This is a genomic window from Sphingobacterium sp. ML3W (assembly GCF_000747525.1).
GTDB lineage: Bacteria > Bacteroidota > Bacteroidia > Sphingobacteriales > Sphingobacteriaceae > Sphingobacterium.
Window position 1 is genome coordinate 1,968,648 of record NZ_CP009278.1, and the last position, 25,537, is coordinate 1,994,184.

Below are 25,537 nucleotides of genomic sequence, written 5' to 3' on the forward strand. Positions count from 1 at the left end.
TGTTGCCTATTTTAATTTTAAGGTGCCAGTTCTTATATAGGTAGTAGTCCGGTTAGAGTTGCCAATCTTCTCTACCCATATTTTTTTTATCCTTAGTGTCAATGGGCGATTCTTTTGATTTTACTTTTTCCACATTTTTGAGATTAGGTTGTCCAGCTTCTACCCATGCCGAATACCAAAATGAACCTACCTGTTGTATGGCGCTTGTCATTCTTTTTTCAACCATTCCATTGAGAGCAAGATGGTAGGCTTTAGCATATTCATCCGAATAAGTCCTAATCAGTATATTGTTTCGTTCAATAAAGCCATATTTTTGATATTTTGAAAAGGATTGGTCGAGCTTTTTCTCTATGATCAAAACGGAATCAACTAATAGATTGCTTTGTTTGACGATATCCCAAGCTGTATTTAATGGGTCTTTTATAAAATGTGCCCGACCTTTTATAAAAGAGTATTGACTCGCAAACATTTCGGGTAGACGACTTTCCCAGAAGGCGTGGATCCCAATTTGGTTGCTTAATTGTCCATTATAGTTTTTGGTTGTGTGTAAAGGGACATGCGCATCTCCGATGTAATGTCCCAGGTCTGCTGAAAATCGGATAATCTGCGTAACATTTTTGTTTTTAAATGCTTCTACCAATTTGTTGTAACTGAATGAAATCTGCCACGGAACGATGCCATTTAGCAATAGTTGTTTTTCTTGGTATTTTTCCTTGGCTTTTGACCAGTGTATAGGAATAGAGTCTATCGTAGGTTCTTCATAGTCATCGATGTCGATATAATGACGTGGTGATTCAAGGCTATCGATATAGCATCTTTTATCTGCATCTACCGCTTTTTCAGTAATTAAGATAATATTTTTCTTATAGAAAGAGGCTAAAGTTGAAGGAAGGGTGTAAACAGCGTATTCATTTATTTTTTTATGGGCAAAGAATCCCCAAGAATTACATAGTAGAAAAATAAATGATAAAGAGATCATGATGAGTAATCTTTTCATGTTTTTATAATTGGTTAATAGAAAGTAAGTTACGGAATATTCAGTAGAATCGAAGAGGTTTATTGAAATGAAATATAAAAAGCTAATCTAAATTTAACTTTAATGTCATCAAAAATTTTTATTTTGGCGATAAATAATCGCAAAGTTTATGAAAATACTTTATGCGGTACAAGGTACTGGTAATGGCCACCTCAGTAGAGCGATGGATATTGTTCCTTGTCTACGTAATTTTGGAGAGGTTGATGTTTTAGTTAGTGGTATTCAGGCTGACTTAGTGCTACCTTTTGAGGTGAAATACCGACTACATGGTTTAAGTTTTATTTTTGGGAAATCGGGAGGTGTAGATCTGTGGAAAACATTTATGAGCTCTACAGTCCGTAAATTCACACAAGAAATCAAATCTCTTCCGCTTGATCAATATGATTTAGTCATCAATGATTTTGAACCCATATCTGCTTGGGCAGCTCATATGAAGGAGCAACCCTGTATTGGTTTGAGCCATCAAATGGCTGCTTTGGATCCATCTAGTCCTAAACCTGACGAAACTGATATGTTAGGAAAGTTTATTATGAAAAACTATGCACCTTCCACCCATGCCTATGGTTTTCATTTTAAAAGTTATAATAAGAATATATTTACCCCTGTTATCCGTAATTCCGTTCGCGAATTGGAGGTGCATGACCATGGACACTATACGGTGTATTTACCAGCTTATGATGATGCACATCTCTTAAAACACTTAATGAAGTTCTCGGATGTCAAGTGGCAGGTTTTTAGTAAACATAATTCGCGTGCTTTCGATATGAAAAATGTTTCGATAAGGCCCATTAACAATGATGCCTTTATTGCCAGCATGGCGAGCTCTTCAGGTGTCCTTTGTGGGGCAGGGTTTGAAACTCCCGCAGAAGCACTTTTCTTACAAAAGAAACTTTTGGTAGTTCCGATGAAAAATCAATATGAACAACATTTGAACGCTGCGGCATTGGAAGAGATGGGAGTTCCAGTAATTTCGAGTCTGAAACAAAAAAATATGCTGTCCATTGAAGCTTGGTTAAATAGCAAATCTAGAGTTGCTATTGATTATAAAAACAATACTCAAGAAATTATTACTAATATTGTCACAAAACATACTTAAAATTATATGAAATATATTGCTTTAGCATTATTGTCTTTGGCTACACTATCTGTATCTGCACAACAAAAAAAGAAAACTGTAAAAAAGAATACTACAACAGTCAAACCCTTATTAGCTACAAAAGCGGATTCGGTTTCATATGCATTTGGACGTGATATCGGAGGCTCTTTAAAAAGCTTAGGCATTACCAGTTGGAATAAAGAATTAATTGGTAAAGCATTAATAAGTGCACTTGATGATCAGAATTCACTGATTGAAGAAGATAAATTGCGCGATATTATCCAAGGTGCCGTTACTGATGCGAGAGATCAAAAAGAAAAAGAAAACCTTGCAAAAGAACTCGCTTTTTTTACTGAGAATGCTAAAAAAGCAGGAATGAAAAGTACGGAAGAAGGATTGCAATATGAAGTGTTAGTAGAAGGGAATGGTGATAAACCGAGTCGTGAGAATGAAGTAACAGTACACTATACAGGCACATTATTGGACGGTAAGAAATTTGATAGTTCACTGGATCGCAATGAACCTTTGAAAATGAAATTGGATAGAGTGATAGAAGGTTGGAAAATAGGCGTACCATTAATGTCTAAGGGTGCAAAGTTTCGTTTTTACGTTCCAAGTAAATTGGGGTATGGAAGTCAAAATATGGGAGCGATACCACCAAATAGTATTTTAGTTTTTGATATTGAGTTATTGGATTTCGTTCAAGATGCAATATAATAAATTAGGTAAATCAGCAATAGAAGTTTCATCCATCGGTTTGGGTTGCATGTCTTTAAAGGGCAGTAAGCATAAGCAAGGTGTAGAAATCATCCGTAAAGCTTTTGACAGCGGTATCAATTTTTTTGATACTGCTGACTTATATGAAAAGGGATTTAATGAGATGTTGGTAGGTGAAGCATTACAAGATTTTAGGAAGCGTGTAGTTATATCAACTAAAGTTGGAAATAGTTGGCGAGCAGATGGAAACGGTTGGGATTGGAAAGCTTCTAAAAATTATATATTAAAAACTGTTGAATCTTCATTATCGCGATTAAAGACCGATTATATTGATTTGTATCAGCTCCATGGTGGTACAATAGAAGATCCTATTGATGAAATTGTTGAAGCCTTTGAGTTGCTGGTAAGTGCTGGCAAAATTAGAGCCTATGGGCTATCGTCTATTCGTCCTAATGTTATTCGTCAATACGTTGCTAATTCTAATATCAGTGCTGTGATGATGCAGTACAGTTTATTGGATAGACGTCTAGAAGAAGAAATTGGGGATTATTTATTTGAAAACCAAATTTCTATTCTGGCTAGAGGTGCTATTGCTAAAGGCATGTTAATTAATAAATCAGCGGAAAGTTTTCTGCAATATAGTTCCAGCGAAGTACAGCATATCGTACGAAATCTCACTAGTTTTGTCAAAAGTCATCCTTGTAATAACCTAACTGCAGCGTTATCTTTTGTGCTTTCGAATAAAACAGTTGCTTCCGCGTTATTGGGTATCAATACACCTGTACAATTATCTGAGCTTTTACAGATAAAAGATCAAGTTGCTCCTTTAAGTGAGTTAGAAAAATTAGAACTGATTAGCGGTGTCCGTGAATTGTATTTCACAGAACACCGGTAGTTTATGCATTAAAATAAGTTTGTAAGATACGTTCTAAATCTTCTTTAGTATCCACGGCAATTGTTTCATGTTCTGTTTCTGCAGTTTGAATAACGTATCCATGCTCTATCCAGCGCAATTGCTCTAAGGCTTCCGTCTCTTCCAAGCTACCCATAGGAAGTTTGGTTAATTCCGCCAAAATATCTGTCTTATACCCATATATCCCAACATGTTTGAAATAGGTTTGTTGTGAGAGCCAATCTTTCTGCTCAAATCCTCTTAAATAAGGGATAGTTTGTCTTGAAAAATAGATTGCCTCACTGTGAATATTACGAACTACTTTTGGAATATTGACGTTAAACAATTCGTCTGGTGTATGTATTTTTTTTACAAGTGTCGCTATCTGTGTTTCTGGTTTATTGAAGCAGGATGCCAGTAATTCGATTTGCAATGGGTTGATAAATGGTTCATCTCCCTGTATATTGATAGCAATATCAAATCCATTCACTTTAGACACAACCTCTGCACAACGATCAGTTCCCGACTGGTGAGTAGAGGAGGTCATCACTACATTTCCACCAAAGGATTGTACATGTTCTTCTATTCTGGAGTCATCAGTCGCTATGATAACCTCTTGTAAGCAACTTGTGTTTTTAACTTGTTCATATACCCGTTGAATCATGGACTTGCCAGCAATATCAACTAGTGGTTTGCCCGGTAATCTTGAAGAGGCATACCGTGCAGGAATGATTCCGATTATTTTCATGGATTCTAATTATTTCATGAGCACGTCAGCTCGATTTTTTATCCTTTTTAAAAGTAAAGCCAGTCTTAAACTAAAACTGGCTTTAAAATATGATTAATCTTGAGATTAGAGCAATCCAAATAATTTGGCTTCGATTTTTTCAACGATAGCTCCTAAATCTTCTGGATTTTTAGTGAAGTCTAAATTATCTTTATCCAGTACCAATAATTTACCTTCTTTATAGTTATCAATCCATTTATCGTACTTTTCATTCAATTTGGATAAATAATCCAAACGAATGCCAGATTCATAATCACGTCCACGTACTTGAATATTATTAACTAGGGTAGGAACTGATGCCTTTAGATAAATCAATAAGTCTGGAGGTTTGATATAGTGTATTATACTCTGAAATATGTTGCTGTAGTTTTCAAAATCCCGCGCACTCATTAACCCCATATCATACAAGTTTTCCGCAAAGATGTAAGCATCTTCGTAAATTGTACGATCTTGAATCATATCAATATTAGTCTTTTGCAATTCAACAATTTGTCTAAAACGACTATTTAAGAAAAATATCTGCAAATTAAATGACCAACGTTTCATATCAGCATAAAAATCTTCCAGATAAGGGTTATTATCCACTGCCTCAAATTGAGGTTCATACTTAAAATGATCCGCTAATAATTTTGTTAGGGTTGTCTTTCCTGCACCAATATTTCCGACAATTGCAATATGCATGTTTTTGGGTTTAATTTTTAATAAAATCTTCTAATACCAATAATCTCACGAACCTCTTTCAATGTTTTTCGAGCAGATTCGCTTGCTTTTTCTGCACCTAACTTGGCAACTTTAGCGATGTAAGCATCATCGTTCGATATATCTTCGATGCGTGAACGTACGGGCTCAGTAGCATTAACCATATCTTCTGCTAATTGTTTCTTAAAGTCACCATAACGAATTGCACAATTATTATATAGCTCTTCAAAATGTTGTAAAGTATCTGGAGTGGAAACGACTTTCATCAAATCAAAAAGGTTTTGGATAGAATCTGGCTTAGGCTGGTTCATTTCTGTAGGTCCTGAATCAGATACTGCACGCATCACTTTTTTACGAATAACAGCAGCGCTATCAGACAAATATATACAATCTGCCTCACCATTAGATTTACCCATTTTACCTTGTCCCGCTAAACCAGGTATTTTCACTAATTTATCTGAGTATGAAAAAGCAAAAGATTCTTTAAAATAATCTACATCGTACAGACGATTGAAGCGATTACCAAATGTTCTTGTCATTTCCAGATGCTGCTCTTGATCTTTTCCAACAGGGACCTTAGTACCATGATGAATTAAGATATCACAAGCCATCAAAACAGGGTATGTTAGTAGTCCTGCATTGACATTATCTGGGTTGCTGCGCACTTTATCTTTAAAAGCAGTTGCTCGCTCAAGTTCACCTAGATAAGCATTCATGTTCATATATAAGTATAATTCTGCAACTTCAGGCACATCAGATTGCACGTAGATCGTAGATTTCTCAGGATCTATCCCAGCTGCGAGATATTCAACTATCACTTGACGAACAGTGCTTTGAAGGCCATGAGGAGTCGGGTGAGTCGTTAAAGAATGTAAATCGGCAATGAAGAAATAGCAATTATATTCATTTTGCATTTTCACAAAATTGCTTAATGCGCCGTAATAGTTTCCTAAATGTAATTTTCCGGTACTTCTGATACCACTGACAACAGTTTCCATATTGCTTGCGAATTTAAGGATAAATTCCTTAAATATGGTTCAACGAACTTTTTCTTTTTTTTGCCCCTATAATTTTATGCTATGTCATGTTCAATTGAGAATATAGCATTTAATCATTTACTAGGCGAAACAATAGATCAGCAGCTAATTTTGCGGTACGATTGTCACAATCGTATTCAGGATTAAGCTCGGCAATATCGATGCTGACTAATTTATTTGATGAAATAATAAAGTGAAATATTTCAAGAAAAAAAGCATCTGGAACGATACCATTAAAAGCAACTGCGCTTACTCCTGGAGCATAGCATGCGGCAAATACGTCCAAATCGATTGTAAGGTAGAGATGATCGATTGAATCGATAAATGATTTAATTTTTTTCTTGATTCTAATCCGATTGGCAATTTGAAAATCTTGAGCCTCTATCCAGGTAATTTGATGGTCTCGTGCCGTATCAAATAAGATTTTTGTATTACTGATTTTTTGTATTCCAATAGGTAGGTATCTGATGTTTTTTTCTAGTAGAGCAATTTGATAGAATCCAGTTCCCGATGTAGCAATTTGCTGTTGCGGTTTACGCATATCAAAATGAGCATCAAAATTTAGAATACCAATTGATTTGTTATAATTTGCTTTGAGCCCTAGGTAATGGCCAAAGGTAATCTCATGACCACCACCTAGTACTATTGGAAATCCTCCACGCTTTAGAATCAGATGGATGATAAAGCCTAGCGATTCTTGTGCCGCTTCCAATTGTTCATTTTTACAATTAACTGTGCCAGCATCGATTATTTTAGTATTTTCACCACTAAAGACAGGGAGATTTGCAAGAGTCTTTTTTAAAACTTCAGGGCCTTTTTTAGCTCCTGCTCTGCCATGATTTCTCTTGACACCTTCGTCACACGCGAAGCCAAGGAGTATGAAATAGCCACTCAGGTCTTTATTATCTTTTAAATCAATACATTTTATTATTTGATGCCAGCGCAAATGATCATCCGTTGTACCATCTACTCGTCCTTTCCAGATTTGTGGACTTGCTGCTTCGTAGTATTCCCAATGCTTAATTTCCATGCCCCTTAAAAATTTGGTCCATTGATTCCGTATCCACTAAATTTGCTAAAGTCACTTTTAACGTTTTTGTACGCTCAAGTTCCACCTCGATAGCCTGTCTAGCCGTATCATTTCGAGCCCAGGCACGACGGGCTATCCCATTATTGACATCATAAAAAAGCATATTTTCCAATTTTCGATCTGCATCTTCCGTACCATCCAATAACAGGCCAAAACCACCATTGATGACTTCACCCCAGCCGACACCACCTCCATTATGGATAGATACCCAAGTAGCTCCTCTAAAACTATCTCCAATCACATTATGAATAGCCATATCGGCAGTAAATCGACTACCATCATAAATGTTGCTTGTCTCCCTATAGGGAGAATCTGTTCCGCTGACATCATGATGGTCTCTACCAAGCACAATAGGTGCAGTTAAGGTGCCATTTCTCACCGCAAGATTAAATGCTTTAGCAATTCGAATCCTACCAATAGCATCAGCGTATAGGATTCGGGCTTGAGAACCAACTACGAGTTTATTTTGCTCAGCTTGTTCAATCCACTTGATATTATCCAGTAATTGTTGTTGAATTTCGGGATACGCTGTATCTTTTAAACTTTTTAGTATTTGGAGCGCTATGTTATCTGTTGTTTTTAAGTCTTTAGGGTCGGCAGAAGTACATACCCAGCGAAAAGGTCCAAATCCATAGTCGAAGCACATGGGGCCTAAGATATCCTGTACATATGATGGATATCGGAAATTGATGCCATCATTGTCCATTACATCAGCTCCTGCACGGCTACTTTCCAGTAAAAAAGCATTACCATAATCGAAGAAATAAGTCCCACGAGAGACGTGTTCGTTAATAGCCGCGACATGGCGGATCAACGATTGTTGTACATGTTGCTTAAAAAGCTCAGGTTGTTCCGCCATCAGGTTATTGGACTCTTCGAAACTTAGTCCAATAGGGTAGTAGCCTCCAGCCCAAGGATTGTGTAAGGATGTCTGGTCAGAGCCAACTGTAATGTGGATATCTGCATGCAAGAATGCCTCCCACACTTCTATAACATTGCCCATGTAAGCGATCGAAACAATACGTTTTTTTTGAATCGCTTCCCGAACATACTTAATGAGATCCTCTATTTTTTCTATTAGAATATCTACCCATCCTTGTTCATGTCTTTTACGAGCAGCATCAGGATTTACCTCTGCACAAACTGTGATACAACCTGCAATATTACCAGCTTTAGGTTGTGCTCCACTCATTCCTCCTAAGCCAGATGTTAGGAAAACTTTTCCATGAATGGTATCATCTTTTGATAATTGCATACGGAAAGCATTCATCAAGGTGATTGTTGTACCATGGACGATTCCTTGAGGGCCTATGTACATGTATGATCCTGCCGTCATTTGGCCATATTGCGTAACACCTAGCGCATTATATTTTTCCCAGTCATCAGGTTTAGAATAGTTTGGAATCATCATGCCATTTGTGATTACAACTCTTGGGGCATCCTTTGAAGATGGAAATAACCCCATTGGATGGCCGCTGTACAGGTGGAGTGTTTGATTGTCAGTCATTTGTGTTAAGTATTGCATCGTGACTAAATACTGGGCCCAATTTTGAAATGCAGCCCCATTTCCACCATAGGTGATCAGTTCATGCGGGTGTTGCGCAATTTTTGGATCCAGATTGTTTTGTATCATGAGCATTATACTGCGGGCTTGCAAGCTCTCTCCGGGATAATTAGCTATTGGTCTAGCATACATAGTGTAGCTAGGACGGAAGCGATACATATAGATTCGTCCAAAATGAAGCAATTCCTCTAAAAATTCCTTTCCCAATTCGACATGCCAATCGGCAGGGAAATAACGTAATGCATTTTTTATGGCTAACTTTTTATCTTCCTGAGATAGGCTGTCCTTTCGTTTTGGGGCATGACTTATACGAAAGTCATACGAAACCTTTTCCGGTAAAATGCTTGGTATACCTTGTAATATTTCTTCCTTAAATGTCATGCTTCATCTCCTTCCATATAGCTAATAGTTCCCCTTTTCCAAACTTGCACAGGTTTTAAAGTGCCTTGTTTGTAGGTGATGTTTTGATAGTTGTCTGTATTGTACACGACAAAGTCAGCGATTTCACCACTTCGTATTCGCCCTCGGTCACTTAAATTTAATGCTTGGGCAGCCCGGAAAGAGATTGCTGCAAAAACTTCAGCATTCGATAATTTTTCAGCAGTAGCTAAAATGGTCGCTTGGGTCATTAACTGTCCCATTGGGGCTGACCCTGGGTTCCAATCTGTGGCAATCGCCAAGCAGGCACCTTGATCTAATAGTTTTCGTGCAGGGGTGAAAGCGCAACCAATTCCGATAGATGCACCAGGTAGGGCTACGGCAACAGTATTGCTGGTGGCCAGAAGTGTAATTTCGGCATCTGTTGACGCCTCGAGGTGATCAGCGCTAACGGCATTAAACCGAACAGCAACTTTAGAGCCTGACGTTGAAAATTGATCTGCATGTACCGTAATATCAAAACCCATTTTCTGAGCTTTAATAAAGTAATCTTCAATATCATCCGCCGAAAAGGCACTTTGTTCTATAAAAGCATCGATTCTATTACAGAGATTTTCCGCTTTCAATATCGGGAATAATTCAGAAGCTATTTCATTAAGATAATCTACAGCACTACCTGCAAAGTCTTTGGGCTTCATATGAGCCGCTAAGCAAGTAGGTATGAGGTCGACAGCAACAGATTGCTGGGCCTTTTTTATCGCACGTAGTATTTTCAATTCCTCTTTCACCGATAAGCCATAGCCACTTTTCACTTCGATCGTTGTGATACCTTGTGCTAATAGATCCTTTGAAAAGTTAATGATATTATCGGTCAGTTCTTTTTCACTTGCAGCTCGGGTATGCAGGACTGTGCTCCAGATACCACCTCCCGCTTGTGCAATTTCCAAGTAACTAGCTCCCGCATTTCTTAATGCAAAATCGTTAGCTCGATTTCCTGCAAAAGCAATATGTGTGTGGCAATCAATATATCCAGGTACACAGACTTTATCTCCTTCCATGAATCGTATTTCTGCCTGATCTCCATGTTTTGATATTAAGTCGTCATAGCTGTCCATTATTACAATTATACCGTCTTCTACCAGTATACCGGCGTATTCCCTAATCGTCATCTGTTGATCGGTGAGGGCACCCTTCAAAGGTGTATCAACAAAAGATAACAACTGTGAAAAAGGTCCAATTATTTTTTTACCCATAATTTAATAGACATTAAAATATTCATGATGTAATCCGTGATAAGGCACTTGTTGTTCGTCAGCAATTTGATTTGCAATCTGAACTAAAGTTCCTGAAGAAATGAGTTTTTGTGCAGCTGATAGTATTTCCTCCATTATTTGATCTTCTTTAACATGAGGAATAACTTTTCTAATCTCTTGATGTACCGCTTCTACAATGGTAGTCGATCGGAGGGGCCTATGAAAATCAAATGCCTGGGCTGCACAAATTAGCTCTATACTTAATATCTTACTGACATTATTGATTACCTGAAGCAGCTTACGTGAGCCAATAGAGCCCATACTTACATGGTCTTCTTGACCTAGTGAAGTAGGAATGCTATCAGCACTGGAAGGGAAACATAATCCCTTATTTTCACTTGCTAGTGCCGCGGTACTATATTGTAAAATCATAAATCCGGAGTTGAGTCCGGTCTCTTTAAGGAGTAATTTTGGAACATTAGGCGTATCGCCTTCAAGTGAAAGGTATACACGTCTGTCTGATACATTCCCGATTTCCGATATGGCTAGTGTTGCATAGTCAATTGGTAAGGCAATTGGTTGACCATGAAAGCTACCGCCGCTTATGGTCAATTCACGATCGATGATGATTGGATTGTCGGTAACAGCATTGATTTCGATTTCAATTGTGTCCTTTAGATGGAGCCATGCATGACGAGAAGCCCCATGTATTTGCGGGATACAGCGTAAGGAATAGGGGTCTTGAACACGGGAACAATTTTTATGAGAGCTCACAATTTCAGATACCTCTAATAAATTATAAATAGTACTAGCTACGTACTCGTTTCCTTTATAAGGTCTAAGTTGGTGTAGTTGTGCGAAAAAAGGTTTAATGGACCCATTAAGTCCCTCTATCATTAAAGTAGCGATCAGATCAGCATTGTCAAGTAGGTTCTGCATTTCCGATACTGCTTTTACAGCATGGGCCGCCATAAATTGAGTGCCATTGATTAGTGCTAAACCTTCTTTTGCACCAAGTGTGATCGGCTGGATGTTAAATGAGGTCAATACCCGTGCTGTCTCCTGTATTTCATTGTTATACCAAACTTTTCCTAATCCAATTAATGGTAAAAATAGATGGGAGAGTGGAGCAAGATCCCCAGAAGCTCCAACTGAACCTTGTTTGGGGACGACAGGAATAACATCATGTTCTACTAACCATAATATACGTTCTAACGTTGCTAGTTGAATACCGGAATATCCTTTTGCTAAAGCATGTACTTTTAGGATCAGCATCAATTTGGACAAGAGCTTATCGATGGGTTCCCCAATACCGACGGCATGGCTTTTCAATATGTTTTCTTGTAATTTCTTGGTATCTCCAGGGCTAATTAGCGTGGTGCAAAGGGGACCAAATCCGGTATTTATACCATAGACGATATTACCAGAATCTACAATTTCTTGAACATATTGAGCACTTTTAACAACCTTTTCTATTGTTTGAGCAGTTAATTCTCCCCTGGTTTCTCCTTTTGCAAGTTGTATTGCGAGAGAACTGGTCATCGTATCATTACCGTATTGAAATTTTGTTATCATATTTTTCATCGGAATAAATTATAGTATGCGTGTGGTTTTTCAAGTGTAAAGATGAAGAGCTACACACAATTTGTGTATCGATCATTGTGTTTTCAAAGACTTGCGTACCGCATTTCGCGGTTTAAAGCTGGTCAATTTCTCATGCGTATATGTTGATTTTTAAACTCTTTTTCAAAGCGTTTATCTGTTCCCTTTGGGCAGTATGCTTCGCTGTGTTAAAATGAGATACGCATGATGTTTCATTATATTATCTCAAATTTAACTCCTATATTTAATAATTATAAATACCAATTTTGACAATTGTTGATTACTATGAGTTATCAAATCGAACTTAGACATCTCTATTATTTTAAAGTCTTAGCAGAGGAATTGCATTTTAGAAAAGCAGCTGAAAGGCTCTATATTTCGCAACCTGGTTTATCACGTCAGATCAAGCAAATGGAAGAAATCTATCAAGCAACTTTATTTGATAGAGGAAAGCGATACGTTCGATTAACAGGAGCAGGGTTTTATTTGAAGAAGGAAGTTGATAGCTTATTTAACCAAATTGACAAGATAACACGGGAACTTCGAATTATGGGGTCGGATGATGTCACAGAACTTCGTCTTGGTTTTATAGGATCGGCTGTACAATCCGTGCTTGCTAAAGTCTTGGTTCGGTTAAAGCAAGACTTTCCTGCCGTGGAAGTGGATCTACAAGAACTTAGTAACGAAATGCAGGTTGCCAAAGTATTAAAGGAGGATTTGGACTTTGGACTCGTTCGATTAGATGATTTTCCTAAAGGACTTCAAAGTATTCCAATCCTGAAGGAACATTTCTCCTTAGTTGTGCCCCATGATTATCCAATTCAGAAGATGAATTTTAAAGGTTTAGGTGATTTTAAAAACGAATCTTTTATTCTTTTTTCGAAAGATTATAGTCATTCATATTTTGACTTGGTCATGAGTATTTTCAAGGATGCAGCATTTGAACCTCATGTCGCTTTGCGCACGGTAAATGCATTGACGATCTTCAACCTAGTTGAACAAGGGCTGGGGGTTGCCATTGTGCCCGCATCTCTAAAAAAAGGGTATAATTCAAAAGTAAAGTTTATTGATTTGGACCATATTCAACAACGAACAACTTTATCCTTAATTTATAATGCTAATGTAAGCCATCCCGGGATTGATCTTTTTTTGGATGTTATTCATAAGGAATTAAACCTGACCAGAAAAGTTTAAAACGAGCAAAATCACTATTTATCGTCATATGGATTTTTTAAGGGCAAAATTCCTAGCTATTGGATCCTTTCTCGTGAAAGTTTGCAATAGCTAGGGGCGATTACAAATTAATGCGAATTTGCCACTAACACGTAACCGAAAAACTCTCGAAAAGATTCCGGATTATCAACCGTTCCACGCTCTGAAATAAGTTTGATATTGATATTATTGTTTCTTGCTTTTACTTTAAATTCATCTAAGTATTCAATAATATCATAATCTAGTATTTTAGTTTTGCGTACATCAAGTTCTAAATATGCTCCAGGTTGTAGTCCATCTAATTCTTTGACAATAGCACCTCTATTGACAAAAGTAACCTCTTCGGCAAAATTCATATGAAATACATTTCCCTCTTTTACCAACATCACGTGTGAGTTATTGTACGATTTAATGAGTGACACGACTACAGCGACAACCAATCCTACAATAATTCCCTTTAACAGATCTGTAGCAAGTATTCCGATGACCGTTACAGCGAATGGTATCAATTGATCTTTTCCCAATTTTTTCATATCAAGGAATTGTTTTGGATTGCCGAGTTTGTAGCCAATAACCAACAATATTGCAGCTAGTACTGCATTGGGTATTAAATTAAGGAATGCGGGAATGGAAATGACACTGATGACAAGCAGTAAGCCGTGGAAAATAGTGGATAGTTTGGAAAGTCCACCACTCATTGCATTAGCCGATGAACGAACGATTACCTGTGTAATGGGTAATCCTCCGATTAAACCAGAAAAGGAGTTACCAATTCCTTGGGCAATAAGTTCACGGTTTGTTGGCGTTTGTCGTTTTAGAGGGTCTATTTTATCAGTTGCTTCAACAGATAAAAGCGATTCGAGAGATGCGACGATTGCTATGGTAAACGCAACTTGCCACACAGCGGGATTCCATATGCCATTTGCAAAATCGGGAAGCGTAAATTGCCCTAGAAAATCAGAAACATTTTCAGGAACAGGTACTTTTACGAGTAAATCTTGATCAATCGAGAAAACCTCATGATTCTTATCTCCAATGGTTATCTGATAAATAATTCCGACCATTACGGCGACAAGTGAGCCTGGTAATAATTTAAAGATGTTTGATGTTTTCCCAAGATAATTATCCCATATTATGAGGATGGCTAAAGATATAGTCGTAATAATAATAGCTCCAGGGGTGATAAATGAAGCATCAAAAGTTTGAAAAGAAAATGCTTCACTATATCCAAATGCTAAAGGAATCTGTTTTAAAAAAATAGAAATACCAATTGCGCACAACATCCCCTTAATGACCGACGATGGAAAATAATAACCAATTACACCTGCTTTTAAAATCCCAAGAACAATTTGAATCAATCCTGCTATAAAGACCGCGACTAAAAATACATTGTAAGAACCCAAATCGTTGATAGCAGTGTATACGATGACAACCAATCCAGCTGCTGGTCCCGATACACCGATTGGCGATTTGGAAAGAAATCCTACGAGTATTCCCCCAATAATACCTGCGATAATTCCTGAAAATACGGGCGCTCCACTTGCAAGAGCAACACCAAGACACAAAGGTAAGGCGACAAAAAAAACGACGATACTAGCAGGTATGTCTTTTTTCCAATGTTGAAATAGATTCATAAAAGAGCTTTAGTATTAGATTTAACATATATTTTTATTATGCAACTATCGTTCCTAAAGCGGTTTATGGATATTAAATAAATATTATTTTAATATATTGAAGTTAAAGCGAAGCTCATATCTCCTCATAAAGTATAGCATATTATTTACGGGATCCCGATTCATGAATTTTAGAATTTGTTTAGAAATGAATGGGTAATTTATACTAGTTGTATGGCTAGTCATTTTTTCAGTAGCAACTCGTTTCAGTTATTAGATTCCAAAGGTATTATTACCTAATCGAGCGTTTAAAAGCGGAGTGCTAAATAAAAATGAAGTATAGTTATTACAGACTTAGGTGGGATAACTAACTTATATTTTTTACCTTTATAGCCAAACTAAACCAAGGCGAGGGGGAAAGCATATGCCAGTCAAGATACCAGATAATTTGCCAGCTATTGAGCTACTGAAAAAAGAAAATATTTTTGTGATGAGCGATCTTAGAGCCAACGAACAGGACATCCGTCCAATGAAGGTTCTAATTTTAAATTTAATGCCATTAAAAATTACGACGGAGACTGATTTTATTCGGTTACTCTCGAATAATCCTTTACAGGTGGAAGTGGAGTTTTTAAGGCTAGATACGCATATGTCCAAAAATACGCCACAAGAACATTTGGAAATGTTCTATAAATCGTTCTCTGCTGTTGAAGATCAATATTATGATGGGATGATCATTACAGGTGCTCCCGTAGAGATGATGCCATTTGAAGAAGTTACCTATTGGGATGAAGTTACCCGTATTTTTGATTGGGCAAGAAAGCATGTAACCTCAACATTATACATTTGTTGGGCATCACAAGCAGCACTTTATCACTTTTATGGTGTTGAAAAGACCCCATTAGCCGAAAAATTATTTGGGGTATTTAAACACACTACTTTAGACAAGACCAACCCATTATTTAGGGGGTTTGATGATGAGTTTTTTATACCACACAGCAGGCACACTACAATTTTAAAATCTGAAATTGAAGATAAACCAGAGATTGAGTTACTCTCCGAATCTTCCGAAGCAGGTCTTGCTATTTTATCCTCTCGAGGTGGAAGAGAATTTTATCTGACGGGACATTCCGAGTATGCTCCACTTACGTTACATACCGAATACATGCGCGATGTCGAGAAGGGGCTAGAACTTGAGGTTCCAAATAATTATTATATCGACAATGATCCAACGCAGGCACCGTTAGTCAGGTGGTCCGGACATGCTAATTTGCTATTTAATAATTGGTTGAATTACTATGTTTACCAAGAAACCCCATATGATTTGAATGAACTCAAATCATTAGAAGAAATAAGGAAACAAAATTAAAGCTTGCTTTTAGCATATAGCTCATGCTCTCTAGTTACATTCTTGTATTACAATACGTGTGCTATCGAGCATGAGCTTTTTTTATTAGCTAGGTCCTTTTAAGTCCACCTATTTAAAGGGGGAGTATTTATTATGGTTGGGTCACTTTTTTTGCTTCATTCCAAAAGATATCCATTTCCTCAAGGGTCATATCCTGCAATTTTCGTCCACTTTCTTCAGCTTTCTGTTCCACATAAGTAAATCGGGAAATGAATTTTTTATTGGTACGTTCCAGTGCATTTTCAGGATTGATACCAATATGACGAGCATAATTGATCAATGAAAAGAGTAGATCTCCAAATTCGCCTTCAGCTTTACTCATGTCCGCTTGCTCAGGGTTATCAATGTCGTATTCCGCTTTAAATTCGGCTAATTCTTCTTCTACTTTTGCCCATACTTCTTTTTTATCCTCCCAATCAAACCCTACTCCACGCACTTTATCCTGTATGCGGTAAGCTTTTACTAAGGCAGGGAGACCTTTTGGTACACCTGATAATACGGACTTGTTTCCTTCTTTTAATTTGATGGTTTCCCAATTTTGTTTTACCTCCTCATCGTTCTTTACGTCGATATCGCCATAAACATGGGGGTGACGGTTGATTAATTTATCACAGATACTATTTAGAACATCCACTATGGTAAAGCGATTTTCCTCTTCTGCTATACGGGCATAAAAAACCAAATGCATCATTACATCTCCCAATTCCTTTTTGATTTCAGGATAATCTTCATCTAAAATAGCATCTGTAAGTTCATACAATTCTTCGATTGTAAGATGACGTAATGATTCCATTGTCTGTTTCTTGTCCCAGGGGCAAGCTACACGAAGCGTGTATAAAACATCTAGTAATCGTTGGAATGCCGCAGCAGGAGTCGACTCGCTGGCTGGAATGGGGTAGCTCATATTGTAATAGTTTAATACAAAATTAGGGATTAAAAGATTAATAAATGCATGCTTTTATGTGATCATAGCTAATGATTCGGCTAGAATTGCCACGCTTTCTTCCATTTCCGAGGCATTTAAATTACCGAAGCCAATCCGGATTGCAGCAATATCTTTTGCTTGGTACAGTATGTTTTTTGGAAGAAAGAGATTTGATTTTTCACATTGTCTACGCAGTTGGATTAAATTGATTTCTTTTCTCCATGTAGTCCATAATGCAAGACCGCCGGTAGGAATATCAAAATCCACATATTCATTAAGTTCCCGTGCTAGCAGATAGCTCATGTAATTACGGCGTTCCTTATAGAGTTTAACCGATTTTTTTAGATACCGATGTATTTCACCTTCTGCTATCAAATCACTGAGCACCTGTTCCATTATAAAATCGCCCTGGTTATCCAATAGGTTCAAAAGTTTTTGCAATTCAATAACTAGGTTTTCAGGTGCAACGATAAAACCAGTACGAAAACCTGGGGCTAAAGACTTTCCAAAGCTACCGGTATGAATAATCATTCCACCATAATCAATTGCAGCCATTGGCATTATCGGAGCATCGTCGTAATGAAAGTCATAGTCGTAATCGTCCTCAATGATTGCGAAGCCATAGGTTGAAGCCAATTCCAAAATTATTGCCCTTCTTTCTGAACTTAGGGTTACTGTTGTGGGGTAATGGTGATGGGGTGTTAGATATAGGAGTCTGATTTGTTGTTTTTTGCATAGTTGTTCAAGAGCCTCTGTATCGATTCCATCATCGTCCACAGGTATGGACTTTATTTTGGCTCCAGCTTGCTGAAAAATCATGTTGGCTGCAAAATAGCTCGGTTGGCCAACAACAACCATATCGTCGGGTTGTAATAGTGTTTGCGCGATGATATAAGTGCTCAACTCAACAGAACGTGTTATCAATAGGTTTTTAGGTTGAATATGTAAACCTCTGCTTTGGTTTAGAAAATTGCACAATTGCTCCCGAAAAGTTGTAGGTCTATTTTGATCTGAATAGCCGAGATACTTTGAGTTTTTTTTCCGCTTAAGATTGGCCGTATAAAATTTAGAAAGTTCCTGTAATGGAGAAAGTCTACTATCGGGCATACCATCATCCAATCGTAATGTACATGTGGTCGATTCAAATGGATTTTCTAAGATGGTGCTTTTTTCAAAATCGTACCCCGTCTGAAGAGCATATTGATTTTGATTTAAGTTTTTAGCGTAACCCGTATTTTTTTTTGCTTTAGTTGTGTTCTTCAGGACATATGATCCGATATTCGCTTTGATCTCGACCCATCCCTGAGCCTCTAGCTCTTGCAGCGCAGCGACAACCGTATTCCGATGTATAGACAACACTTTTGCCAATTGACGGCTTCCAGGAAGCTTTGTCCCGATAGGTATAAAACCACGTTGAATAGCTTGAATAATCTGTTGCGCTAATTGAATATAGATAGAAGTTTCTTCCTGTCTGTCTAGACTAATAAAACTATTAAAAGGAATTTGCCCCGGACTACTCATATGCTGTGTTTATTGATTTTATAAGATAGTCCGGAAAGTTAAGTATTATTATAGTATTGTTAGGTAGTTTTGAATATTTCTCTGCTCTATTCCGTATCTGATTTTTGTGTATTTATACTTTTAAGATTCTTTCTTAAGGTTTATTTAATCAATTGCATTACGTATTTATCAGGCTTGTACAATCTTCATGGCTTTTGTTGTTACATCGTACAAATCGTTTTAATTTTACAAACCTCATTGATTATAAATATATTAGCATTTATAATCAATCACTTACCTCTTTAATACTATAATTGTTGGTTTTAAAGCTAAATATGTTAGTATATTTGAAACGATGCATCTATACCAATGGGGTGAAAGATGTTAGTAGATATGGATGATGGTTTTTAGGTATGGAGAGGAGTATAGTACATGGTGATCTGGATACATTTTTCGTGTCGGTCGAGCGTTTTCTCGACGTTAGTTTGACAGGTCGAGCGCTCATGAAAGGCACCTGTGCTCCAGAACTTATCGTCAAGAAAGGAGGCCATCGTGCTCCTTAATCTACACAGTTATTTTAGCCTGCGTCACGGTACCTTGAGTCTCGATGAGTTGTTGGCCGGCATGCTTGCCAATGGCTATGATACCGCCGTGCTCACCGATATCAACAACAGTACGGGTTCCCTCGACTTTATCCGCAAAGGCCAAAAGAAAGGGGTCAATATTCTGGCGGGTATGGAGTTCCGTCAAGACGACACCTGCTGCTTCATCGCCATTGCGCAGAACGAGCGCGGTTTCAGCGAAATCAATGCCTACCGCACGCAGCTCAACTTAGAAGGGACGAAAGTCCCCCTGCAAGCACCCGAATTCAAGGAAGTGTTCATCATCTATCCTTTGCAACGGATGGGAGTATTTGGGCTCAAGGACTATGAATATATCGGTATCCGTCCGTCCGAGCGGGGCAAGGCTATGTTTATGGATAAACAGCAACTGTCCAAAGCCGTCATACTTGCACCCGTTACTTTTCGAAAGGCTGATCATACGTTACACCGTCAGCTGCGTGCCATCGATCATAACCTGTTGATATCACAGCTCTCTGAAGATCAAGTGGCACCCATTGATGAGGTGTTCTTACCTAAAGCCAAACTAATGAGTCATTATGCCGATCTACCGCAGCTTCTGCACAATACCCATCGACTGTTGGCGGAGTGCCGCTTTCAGATGGACTTCGAAGGTGTTAAGAACAAAGCGACCTTTACCGGCAATCGATACAATGACAAGCAGCTACTGATCAAGTACACTGAAGATGGATTTGGCCATCGCTACGATAAAAAAGATCCAATTGCAAGGCAGCGTATTGCGCGTGAGCTAGAGATCATCGAGGAACTCAATTTTTCGAGCTATTTCCTTATCACCGATGATATCTGCCGTTACGCCAGACATCGCGACTATCATTATGTCGGCCGTGGTTCCGGAGCTAACTCCGCCGTTGCTTATTGTTTGGGTATCACGGATGTTGATCCTATTGCACTTAAATTGCCATTCGAGCGTTTCCTCAATCCCAAGCGGAAAAGTCCACCCGATTTCGATGTCGATTTTAGCTGGAAAGAGCGCGGCGATATGTACGATTATATCTTCAACCGCTATCAGGATGGCCGCACCGCACTGATGGGAGCGATGAGTACTTTCCGTTCACGGAGCATCTTGCGCGAGCTCGGCAAAGTATATGGTCTCCCAAAAGGAGAGATCGATCGGTTGGTGCACCAACCCGAGCATATGCTCAATAAAAACGAAGTGACTAATACCATCTTGAGCGTATACAACCGCATGGCCGACTTTCCCAATCAGCGTACTATCCACGCCTCCGGGGTGTTGATATCCGAGCAGCCACTGGTCAATTACTGTGCACTTGACTATCCACCCAAAGGGTTGCCGACCATGCAGTTCGATATGTATGTCGCAGAGGATATCGGGTTCGAAAAATTCGATATCCTGTCCCAGCGGGGCATCGGGCATATCAAGGACTGTCGCGAGATCGTCAAGATCAATCAGGGGATTACCATCGATACGCGAGAACCGAAGCGTTTTTTTGAAGACCCCAAGATTGCCGAGCAGTTGCGCTCTGCCAATACCATCGGTTGCTTTTACATCGAGAGCCCCGCTATGCGTCAGTTGATTACCAAACTCAAGTGCGATGATTATTTAACCTTAGTTGCAGCATCATCCATCATCCGACCCGGAGTGGCCAGCAGTGGTATGATGGGGGCATTCATCCAGCGCCACAATAATCCCTCACAAGTTGTTTATCCACATCCGGTGTTCAAAGAGCAGCTGGAGGAGACCTATGGTGTCATGGTCTATCAAGAGGACGTGATGAAGATCGGTAATGCCTACGGAGGACTGGATATGGCCGATGCCGACGTGCTGCGTCGAATGATGTCCGGTAAGTACAGGAATAAGGATCATTTGATTAAGATCGAAGATAAATTCTTTGATCACTGTAAGAAACAGGGCTATCCCGAACAAACCAGTAGAGAGATCTGGCGTCAGATGGAGAGTTTCGCAGGTTATTCCTTCAATAAGGCCCATTCTGCATCCTTTGCCGTGGAGAGCTATCAGAGTCTATACCTTAAGACCTATTTTCCGTTGGAATTTATGGTCAGCGTACTCAACAATTATGGTGGCTTTTATAATAGAAAAGTCTATGTCAACGAAGCTCGGGTGGCAGGGGCTAACATCTGCTTACCCTGCGTCAATCGATCCGAATATCTGACCATCATCCAGGGACGAGACATCTATCTGGGCTTTGATGGTATGCAGCACTTTGAATCCAAGCAGGCCGAGTCAATAATCAACGAACGCTTGCATAATGGACCCTATACCAGTTTACCACAGTTTGTGAAACGTACTGGCATCGGTCTGGAACAACTTATCCTGCTGATCCGTGTCGGCGCATTGCGTAGTTTTGGGAGTGGTAAAAAAGAAATGCTCTGGGAGGCCCATTTGCTATTGAGCAAGCATGCAAAAACCAACCCTACCGCCGAATTGTTTGAAGTCAACAGTCGTAAGCCCGTTCTGCCAGCTCTGGAAAGTCATATCCACGAAGACTATTACGATGAGATGGAGCTGATCGGCTTTTGTGTCAGCGGTACGCTGTTCGATCTGGCAAGGAGCGACTTTCGGGGCGATGTGCAGGCCCGTGAACTTATCAACCATGTCGGGCAGACCGTCCGGATGGTAGGCGATTTTGTAGCCGAGAAATTTGTCAAAACCAAACGGCGCGAACTGATGAAGTTCGGGACCTTTCTGGATAGTGAGGGCAAGTTCTTTGATACCGTGCATTTTCCACCCTCGTTGGTGCAATATCCTTTACTTGGGGCAGGTATCTACCTGATAGAAGGCAAGGTGGTGCAGGAGTTTGGCTGTCCATCCTTGGAAGTTATCCGCTGTGCCAAGATGCCTCTGCAGCCCGATCCACGGAGTGTGTAGTGGTTATGTTTTCGGTAAACCGACCGAATGGAGCTCATGCGAAGCATAACTTATTTCAATCTTTTTATCGTATTTTCTACTATTTAAAATTAGTAATTCTATCCGGAATTCTCTACTTTAAATGCTCCAGTTTTTTGGGAGGAGGTCATGCCAACTAAGTTAGCAACCAAGTGATATTTTAGATTACTAAGGTTGTCTAAAAATGTTTCCTAAAGTAATAAGCAGTATGATCTAGCTATACTACCCACTCTTGAATTCCTGTTTTATATATTTTATAACGGTGTTTGAGTTTGAGTAAAATAGAACAATCGGTTGCATCGCGATATTATTTTAGTCATAAGTAATAATTTCATATATTAGAGTATAAACCAAAACGTTAGTAAACATATTAAAGCTTATGCGATAGTTTTCTAATCAACTAAATACTTAATTTATGGGTGGATTAATGCTTTTAAACTGTAAAAAATACAGTGATCTTACTATACCAGTGCATTTATACTCGGTAGTGTCAATGTTAGATGTACCAAATTAAACCTTCAGAATCTTTTAGAAACCTATATTGATTACCCTTCAATAAAAGATATTCAAACATCAATGCGCACGATCCATTTATCAGGGAAGTGTGTGGTGCCTTTGGTAAAAAATTAAACTGTACCTCAGTACTTTCTTCTAAGTAACCAACATTTTTCGGTCAGTATGGGGGCTTTCTTTACTAGCTATAAGTACCCAAGTTAGAATTTAAATTGTACTATTTAGAAACTCGATTGAAGTGGGATTTCCCACCTCGATTTAGAACCAAATTATGAGAAACTATTTGTTGATCTTGCTACTGCTGCCTTTTTTGTTAAAATCGCAGACACTTCCACAGATCTTTGTACATACCGATCGTGGCGCATATTTTCCTGGCGATACCGTTTGGTTCAAAGCTTATGTTATGAATGAAGGCCTATTGGCTGCAGAAAATCATAATCTTTACCTGAATATTGGGAATGCGGACGGTATTATCCAGCAACGATCTGTAATGTTACTCAAAAATGGGATGGCGGCTGGCCATCTTGTTATTCCAAGACACGGAATAACAACTAGCCTCTTCCTTAATGCTTATACCACAGCAATAGCTGAACAGCCCGACCTGTATTATATCAAGGCAATACTTTTGATTCAAGAAAGCACAACAGCTCCGTCTACAGCAAGTGCTTCATTTCAGGGTAATGAGGTTCAAGTGGAGACTTATCCAATTGGCGGTAACTTTATCGCTGGAGTTGACAATGAGTTACTGGTCAAGTCCTATTTTAAAGGAGGGAAGGGTGTTTCCACGAAAGGACGAATTACCGATTCGGCAGGAACATTTAATATTCCCTTTCAAACGGATAGCACTGGTTATACACGAATAAAAATTAATCCCGAATCGAAAAATATCTATAAAGTTTTTTGGACAAACACAGATGGTGTACATGAAACAATGAGTGTCTTGGATATCAATTACGCATCCAGTAAGGTGCTTGTGCAGGATATTGGTAGTGATTCCATTCGGATTACAGTCCAAAGTAATATTGAAGCACATTATGATTTAGAAGCTCGGATCAATTATCGTAAGCTTTTTAGCAGTCCAGTTGGTTTCTCAGCAGCGGGACAGAAGCATATATACCTTAAGAAATCAGATGTGGAGCAGGGTGTTCTGCAGGTGTTCCTTCGGGACAATGCCGGAAAACTATTCGGGCGTTCAGCCCATATGTTGGGTGTACCATCAGCACATTACCTAATACCTAAATTGACTTTTAGCCAAAGCTCAATGGAAGAAAAAGGAAAAAATACATTTTCAATATCACTTCCAGGAGAAGCGGTAGCCTATCTTTCAATTGCCATTACTGATATCCAGATGCCAGTGGATACAATCGATAATATCATCGGAGATCTTTATCTCAAACCATTTTTAATCAGTAAAAATATTGATCTTAAGCGTTATCTAGAAAATGGAAATAAGTTGGAAGATGTTTTACAAAATGATTTGAAGCCCATTGATTTTGTAGCGCTGGATCAATTGCCTATCGTTAAAGATAGTCTTCTTTATTTAAGAGGACAGATTCAGATGCCTAAAAATGAATGGCCAAAATTTTATGCACGTTATCAAAAGTTAATTTCCAATGACAAGAAAAGCAAGATAGGTCAGCGTGGCGCATCTTTTGGCTATAAGAAACAGGGTGATAAGCAGATGGTGTTCACCGAAGTAATCCCTGATGCAAAGGGCTGGTTTTCCCTACCGGGATTAACGTTTTATGATTCCTTAGAAACCCGATTTTCACAGATATACCGGGATCTGAAGTTTGATGAATATAAGATTTCCTATCAATTTTCAGATGTTCCTCAATTGAATAAACTTTATATCCCATCCGTAGAATAGCAAATTGCACAAGTCGGTATCGGACACAACCAGCGTTATTACTACGGTCCAGATTACTACATTGACAATAAAGGTATGCGACATATCCGCGAAGTTCCGGTATTCCGTTCTAAGCAACAAAAGCGGTTAGATGCATTGGAAGAAAAGTACACCAGTGGTTTTTTCAAAGGTAAAGCTGAGTTTGTTTTTGACCCTAGTTCTGAAGAGCAAGTGATAAAAAGAAGTATGTCTTTAAGACAATATTTAGATGAGAAAATTAGAAGACCTGGACTGGGCGCTGTTTTTTTGAATGGCTGGGAGGTGGTAGAACCCAAAAGAGTTCATGAACTGCTTGAAACAGATGTAAGTCAATTTGCCTACATTAAGTATTTTGAAACTTTTGCTTGGGCAAGTCATAGATCTGCAACTTGCCTTTATCAATTAGCCCCCAACGAGATCGATAGTGAATTTGGAAAACGTATTGACGAGCAGACAGTCGCCGGCTATCTAGGGAGTGGAACATTGCAGAATAAAGTATATGACAATACTTTGGAACGTCTGGTTTCCGATTATGATTATCGGCCTACCTTATATTGGAATCCTGATTTTGAAATAAAAGAAAAAGAGCAAAGTGTGACATTTTACAATAACAGCCGTGCTAAGGGATATTGGGTCACAATTCAGGGCGTTACTCAGACAGGACAGTTAGTTTTTTATCAGAAAAAATATTCAAATTAAATGATCTATATATCAGCACAACCAGATGAGTTATTTTTATTTGGTAATTGGAGGTCCAGCTCACAAATTTTATTGACTTGAGTGTTGGGAAAAAATGGAATTACTAACTTAGTCGGCAGTG

20 protein-coding genes are annotated in these 25,537 nt (G+C 38.6%); 9 read left to right on the forward strand and 11 right to left on the reverse strand.

Going from position 1 to position 25,537, the window contains the following annotated elements; genetic code table 11:
- Positions 1 to 52: 52 nt before the first annotated feature.
- Positions 53 to 997 (reverse strand): zinc dependent phospholipase C family protein, encoded by a 945-nt coding sequence (locus KO02_RS08555; protein WP_038697544.1) that lies wholly within the window; start codon positions 995 to 997, stop codon positions 53 to 55.
- A gap of 148 nt (positions 998 to 1,145) precedes the next feature.
- Here KO02_RS08555 and KO02_RS08560 point away from each other — a divergent pair, with 148 nt between their 5' ends.
- From KO02_RS08560 to KO02_RS08570, 3 genes are read left to right on the forward strand one after another with little or no spacing between them, the layout of a single operon-like run.
- On the forward strand, positions 1,146 to 2,132 hold the full coding sequence (locus KO02_RS08560) for a glycosyltransferase family protein (RefSeq protein WP_038697546.1): 987 nt from the start codon (positions 1,146 to 1,148) through the stop codon (positions 2,130 to 2,132).
- 6 nt (positions 2,133 to 2,138) lie between these two features.
- Positions 2,139 to 2,849: an FKBP-type peptidyl-prolyl cis-trans isomerase gene (locus tag KO02_RS08565; RefSeq protein ID WP_038697548.1), complete on the forward strand. Its 711-nt coding sequence runs from the start codon at positions 2,139 to 2,141 to the stop codon at positions 2,847 to 2,849.
- Complete coding sequence (locus tag KO02_RS08570; protein WP_038697550.1) at positions 2,839 to 3,744, forward strand: aldo/keto reductase; 906 nt, start codon at positions 2,839 to 2,841, stop codon at positions 3,742 to 3,744. The genes KO02_RS08565 and KO02_RS08570 overlap by 11 nt, the downstream gene beginning before the upstream one ends.
- Before the next feature lies 1 nt (position 3,745).
- On the opposite strand, the gene kdsB is transcribed toward KO02_RS08570, so the two are convergent.
- The 7 genes from kdsB to hutH all read right to left on the reverse strand — a co-directional run bounded on the left by kdsB (position 3,746) and on the right by hutH (position 12,133).
- The gene (gene kdsB / locus KO02_RS08575; protein WP_038697552.1) at positions 3,746 to 4,489 is read right to left on the reverse strand and encodes a 3-deoxy-manno-octulosonate cytidylyltransferase; all 744 of its coding nucleotides are present in this window, start codon (positions 4,487 to 4,489) and stop codon (positions 3,746 to 3,748) included.
- A 105-nt stretch (positions 4,490 to 4,594) separates the two neighbouring features.
- A complete protein-coding gene (locus KO02_RS08580; RefSeq protein WP_038697554.1) occupies positions 4,595 to 5,209 on the reverse strand; it encodes a deoxynucleoside kinase in 615 nt (204 codons plus the stop codon).
- A 17-nt stretch (positions 5,210 to 5,226) separates the two neighbouring features.
- Positions 5,227 to 6,225 (reverse strand): tryptophan--tRNA ligase, encoded by a 999-nt coding sequence (trpS, locus tag KO02_RS08585; protein WP_038697557.1) that lies wholly within the window; start codon positions 6,223 to 6,225, stop codon positions 5,227 to 5,229.
- 109 nt (positions 6,226 to 6,334) lie between these two features.
- Entirely contained in the window at positions 6,335 to 7,294 is a 960-nt protein-coding gene (gene hutG, locus KO02_RS08590) for a formimidoylglutamase (protein WP_038697558.1), read from the reverse strand.
- Positions 7,284 to 9,299, reverse strand: a complete 2,016-nt coding sequence (locus tag KO02_RS08595) for a urocanate hydratase (protein ID WP_038697560.1) — start codon at positions 9,297 to 9,299, stop codon at positions 7,284 to 7,286. Before KO02_RS08595 ends, hutG begins: the two co-directional genes overlap by 11 nt.
- A complete protein-coding gene (hutI, locus tag KO02_RS08600; RefSeq protein ID WP_038697562.1) occupies positions 9,296 to 10,549 on the reverse strand; it encodes an imidazolonepropionase in 1,254 nt (417 codons plus the stop codon). The genes KO02_RS08595 and hutI overlap by 4 nt, the downstream gene beginning before the upstream one ends.
- A 3-nt stretch (positions 10,550 to 10,552) precedes the next feature.
- Entirely contained in the window at positions 10,553 to 12,133 is a 1,581-nt protein-coding gene (hutH, locus tag KO02_RS08605; RefSeq protein WP_235212369.1) for a histidine ammonia-lyase, read from the reverse strand.
- Between the two features lie 303 nt (positions 12,134 to 12,436).
- Between hutH and KO02_RS08610 the strand changes: the two genes are divergently transcribed.
- Positions 12,437 to 13,345: a LysR family transcriptional regulator gene (locus KO02_RS08610; protein ID WP_038697564.1), complete on the forward strand. Its 909-nt coding sequence runs from the start codon at positions 12,437 to 12,439 to the stop codon at positions 13,343 to 13,345.
- A gap of 107 nt (positions 13,346 to 13,452) precedes the next feature.
- Here KO02_RS08610 and KO02_RS08615 read toward each other — a convergent pair whose 3' ends face one another.
- On the reverse strand, positions 13,453 to 14,997 hold the full coding sequence (locus KO02_RS08615) for a SulP family inorganic anion transporter (RefSeq protein ID WP_038697566.1): 1,545 nt from the start codon (positions 14,995 to 14,997) through the stop codon (positions 13,453 to 13,455).
- A 403-nt stretch (positions 14,998 to 15,400) separates the two neighbouring features.
- On the opposite strand from KO02_RS08615, the gene metA reads away from it, so the two are divergent.
- Positions 15,401 to 16,345 carry a homoserine O-succinyltransferase gene (gene metA, locus KO02_RS08620; RefSeq protein WP_038697568.1) on the forward strand — a complete coding sequence of 315 codons (945 nt, stop codon included), beginning with the start codon at positions 15,401 to 15,403 and terminating at the stop codon, positions 16,343 to 16,345.
- A gap of 130 nt (positions 16,346 to 16,475) precedes the next feature.
- On the opposite strand, the gene mazG is transcribed toward metA, so the two are convergent.
- Together mazG and KO02_RS08630 are read right to left on the reverse strand one after the other, a co-directional pair.
- On the reverse strand, positions 16,476 to 17,288 hold the full coding sequence (mazG, locus tag KO02_RS08625; RefSeq protein WP_038697570.1) for a nucleoside triphosphate pyrophosphohydrolase: 813 nt from the start codon (positions 17,286 to 17,288) through the stop codon (positions 16,476 to 16,478).
- A gap of 54 nt (positions 17,289 to 17,342) precedes the next feature.
- Entirely contained in the window at positions 17,343 to 18,830 is a 1,488-nt protein-coding gene (locus tag KO02_RS08630) for a PLP-dependent aminotransferase family protein (protein WP_038697572.1), read from the reverse strand.
- 392 nt (positions 18,831 to 19,222) lie between these two features.
- Here KO02_RS08630 and KO02_RS23750 point away from each other — a divergent pair, with 392 nt between their 5' ends.
- From KO02_RS23750 to KO02_RS08645, 4 genes are all read left to right on the forward strand, one after another.
- Positions 19,223 to 19,372, forward strand: a complete 150-nt coding sequence (locus tag KO02_RS23750; protein ID WP_158500275.1) for a hypothetical protein — start codon at positions 19,223 to 19,225, stop codon at positions 19,370 to 19,372.
- Positions 19,362 to 22,298 (forward strand): DNA polymerase III subunit alpha, encoded by a 2,937-nt coding sequence (dnaE, locus tag KO02_RS08635; RefSeq protein WP_038702359.1) that lies wholly within the window; start codon positions 19,362 to 19,364, stop codon positions 22,296 to 22,298. Before KO02_RS23750 ends, dnaE begins: the two co-directional genes overlap by 11 nt.
- A gap of 802 nt (positions 22,299 to 23,100) precedes the next feature.
- Positions 23,101 to 24,699, forward strand: coding sequence for a hypothetical protein (locus KO02_RS08640; protein WP_038697574.1), 1,599 nt, complete (start codon positions 23,101 to 23,103; stop codon positions 24,697 to 24,699).
- Between the two features lie 75 nt (positions 24,700 to 24,774).
- Entirely contained in the window at positions 24,775 to 25,416 is a 642-nt protein-coding gene (locus KO02_RS08645; protein WP_038697575.1) for a hypothetical protein, read from the forward strand.
- The last annotated feature ends 121 nt before the right edge of the window (positions 25,417 to 25,537 follow it).

Excerpts from the sequence above, each read along its gene's own strand:
- KO02_RS08555 (WP_038697544.1), bottom strand. The coding sequence starts at position 997 with ATGAAAAGATTACTCATCATGATCTCTTTATCATTTATTTTTCTACTA.
- KO02_RS08560 (WP_038697546.1), top strand. The coding sequence starts at position 1,146 with ATGAAAATACTTTATGCGGTACAAGGTACTGGTAATGGCCACCTCAGT.
- KO02_RS08565 (WP_038697548.1), top strand. The coding sequence starts at position 2,139 with ATGAAATATATTGCTTTAGCATTATTGTCTTTGGCTACACTATCTGTA.
- KO02_RS08570 (WP_038697550.1), top strand. The coding sequence starts at position 2,839 with ATGCAATATAATAAATTAGGTAAATCAGCAATAGAAGTTTCATCCATC.
- kdsB (WP_038697552.1), bottom strand. The coding sequence starts at position 4,489 with ATGAAAATAATCGGAATCATTCCTGCACGGTATGCCTCTTCAAGATTA.
- KO02_RS08580 (WP_038697554.1), bottom strand. The coding sequence starts at position 5,209 with ATGCATATTGCAATTGTCGGAAATATTGGTGCAGGAAAGACAACCCTA.
- trpS (WP_038697557.1), bottom strand. The coding sequence starts at position 6,225 with ATGGAAACTGTTGTCAGTGGTATCAGAAGTACCGGAAAATTACATTTA.
- hutG (WP_038697558.1), bottom strand. The coding sequence starts at position 7,294 with ATGGAAATTAAGCATTGGGAATACTACGAAGCAGCAAGTCCACAAATC.
- KO02_RS08595 (WP_038697560.1), bottom strand. The coding sequence starts at position 9,299 with ATGACATTTAAGGAAGAAATATTACAAGGTATACCAAGCATTTTACCG.
- hutI (WP_038697562.1), bottom strand. The coding sequence starts at position 10,549 with ATGGGTAAAAAAATAATTGGACCTTTTTCACAGTTGTTATCTTTTGTT.
- hutH (WP_235212369.1), bottom strand. The coding sequence starts at position 12,133 with ATGAAAAATATGATAACAAAATTTCAATACGGTAATGATACGATGACC.
- KO02_RS08610 (WP_038697564.1), top strand. The coding sequence starts at position 12,437 with ATGAGTTATCAAATCGAACTTAGACATCTCTATTATTTTAAAGTCTTA.
- KO02_RS08615 (WP_038697566.1), bottom strand. The coding sequence starts at position 14,997 with ATGAATCTATTTCAACATTGGAAAAAAGACATACCTGCTAGTATCGTC.
- metA (WP_038697568.1), top strand. The coding sequence starts at position 15,401 with ATGCCAGTCAAGATACCAGATAATTTGCCAGCTATTGAGCTACTGAAA.
- mazG (WP_038697570.1), bottom strand. The coding sequence starts at position 17,288 with ATGAGCTACCCCATTCCAGCCAGCGAGTCGACTCCTGCTGCGGCATTC.
- KO02_RS08630 (WP_038697572.1), bottom strand. The coding sequence starts at position 18,830 with ATGAGTAGTCCGGGGCAAATTCCTTTTAATAGTTTTATTAGTCTAGAC.
- KO02_RS23750 (WP_158500275.1), top strand. The coding sequence starts at position 19,223 with ATGGAGAGGAGTATAGTACATGGTGATCTGGATACATTTTTCGTGTCG.
- KO02_RS08640 (WP_038697574.1), top strand. The coding sequence starts at position 23,101 with ATGAGAAACTATTTGTTGATCTTGCTACTGCTGCCTTTTTTGTTAAAA.
- KO02_RS08645 (WP_038697575.1), top strand. The coding sequence starts at position 24,775 with ATGCGACATATCCGCGAAGTTCCGGTATTCCGTTCTAAGCAACAAAAG.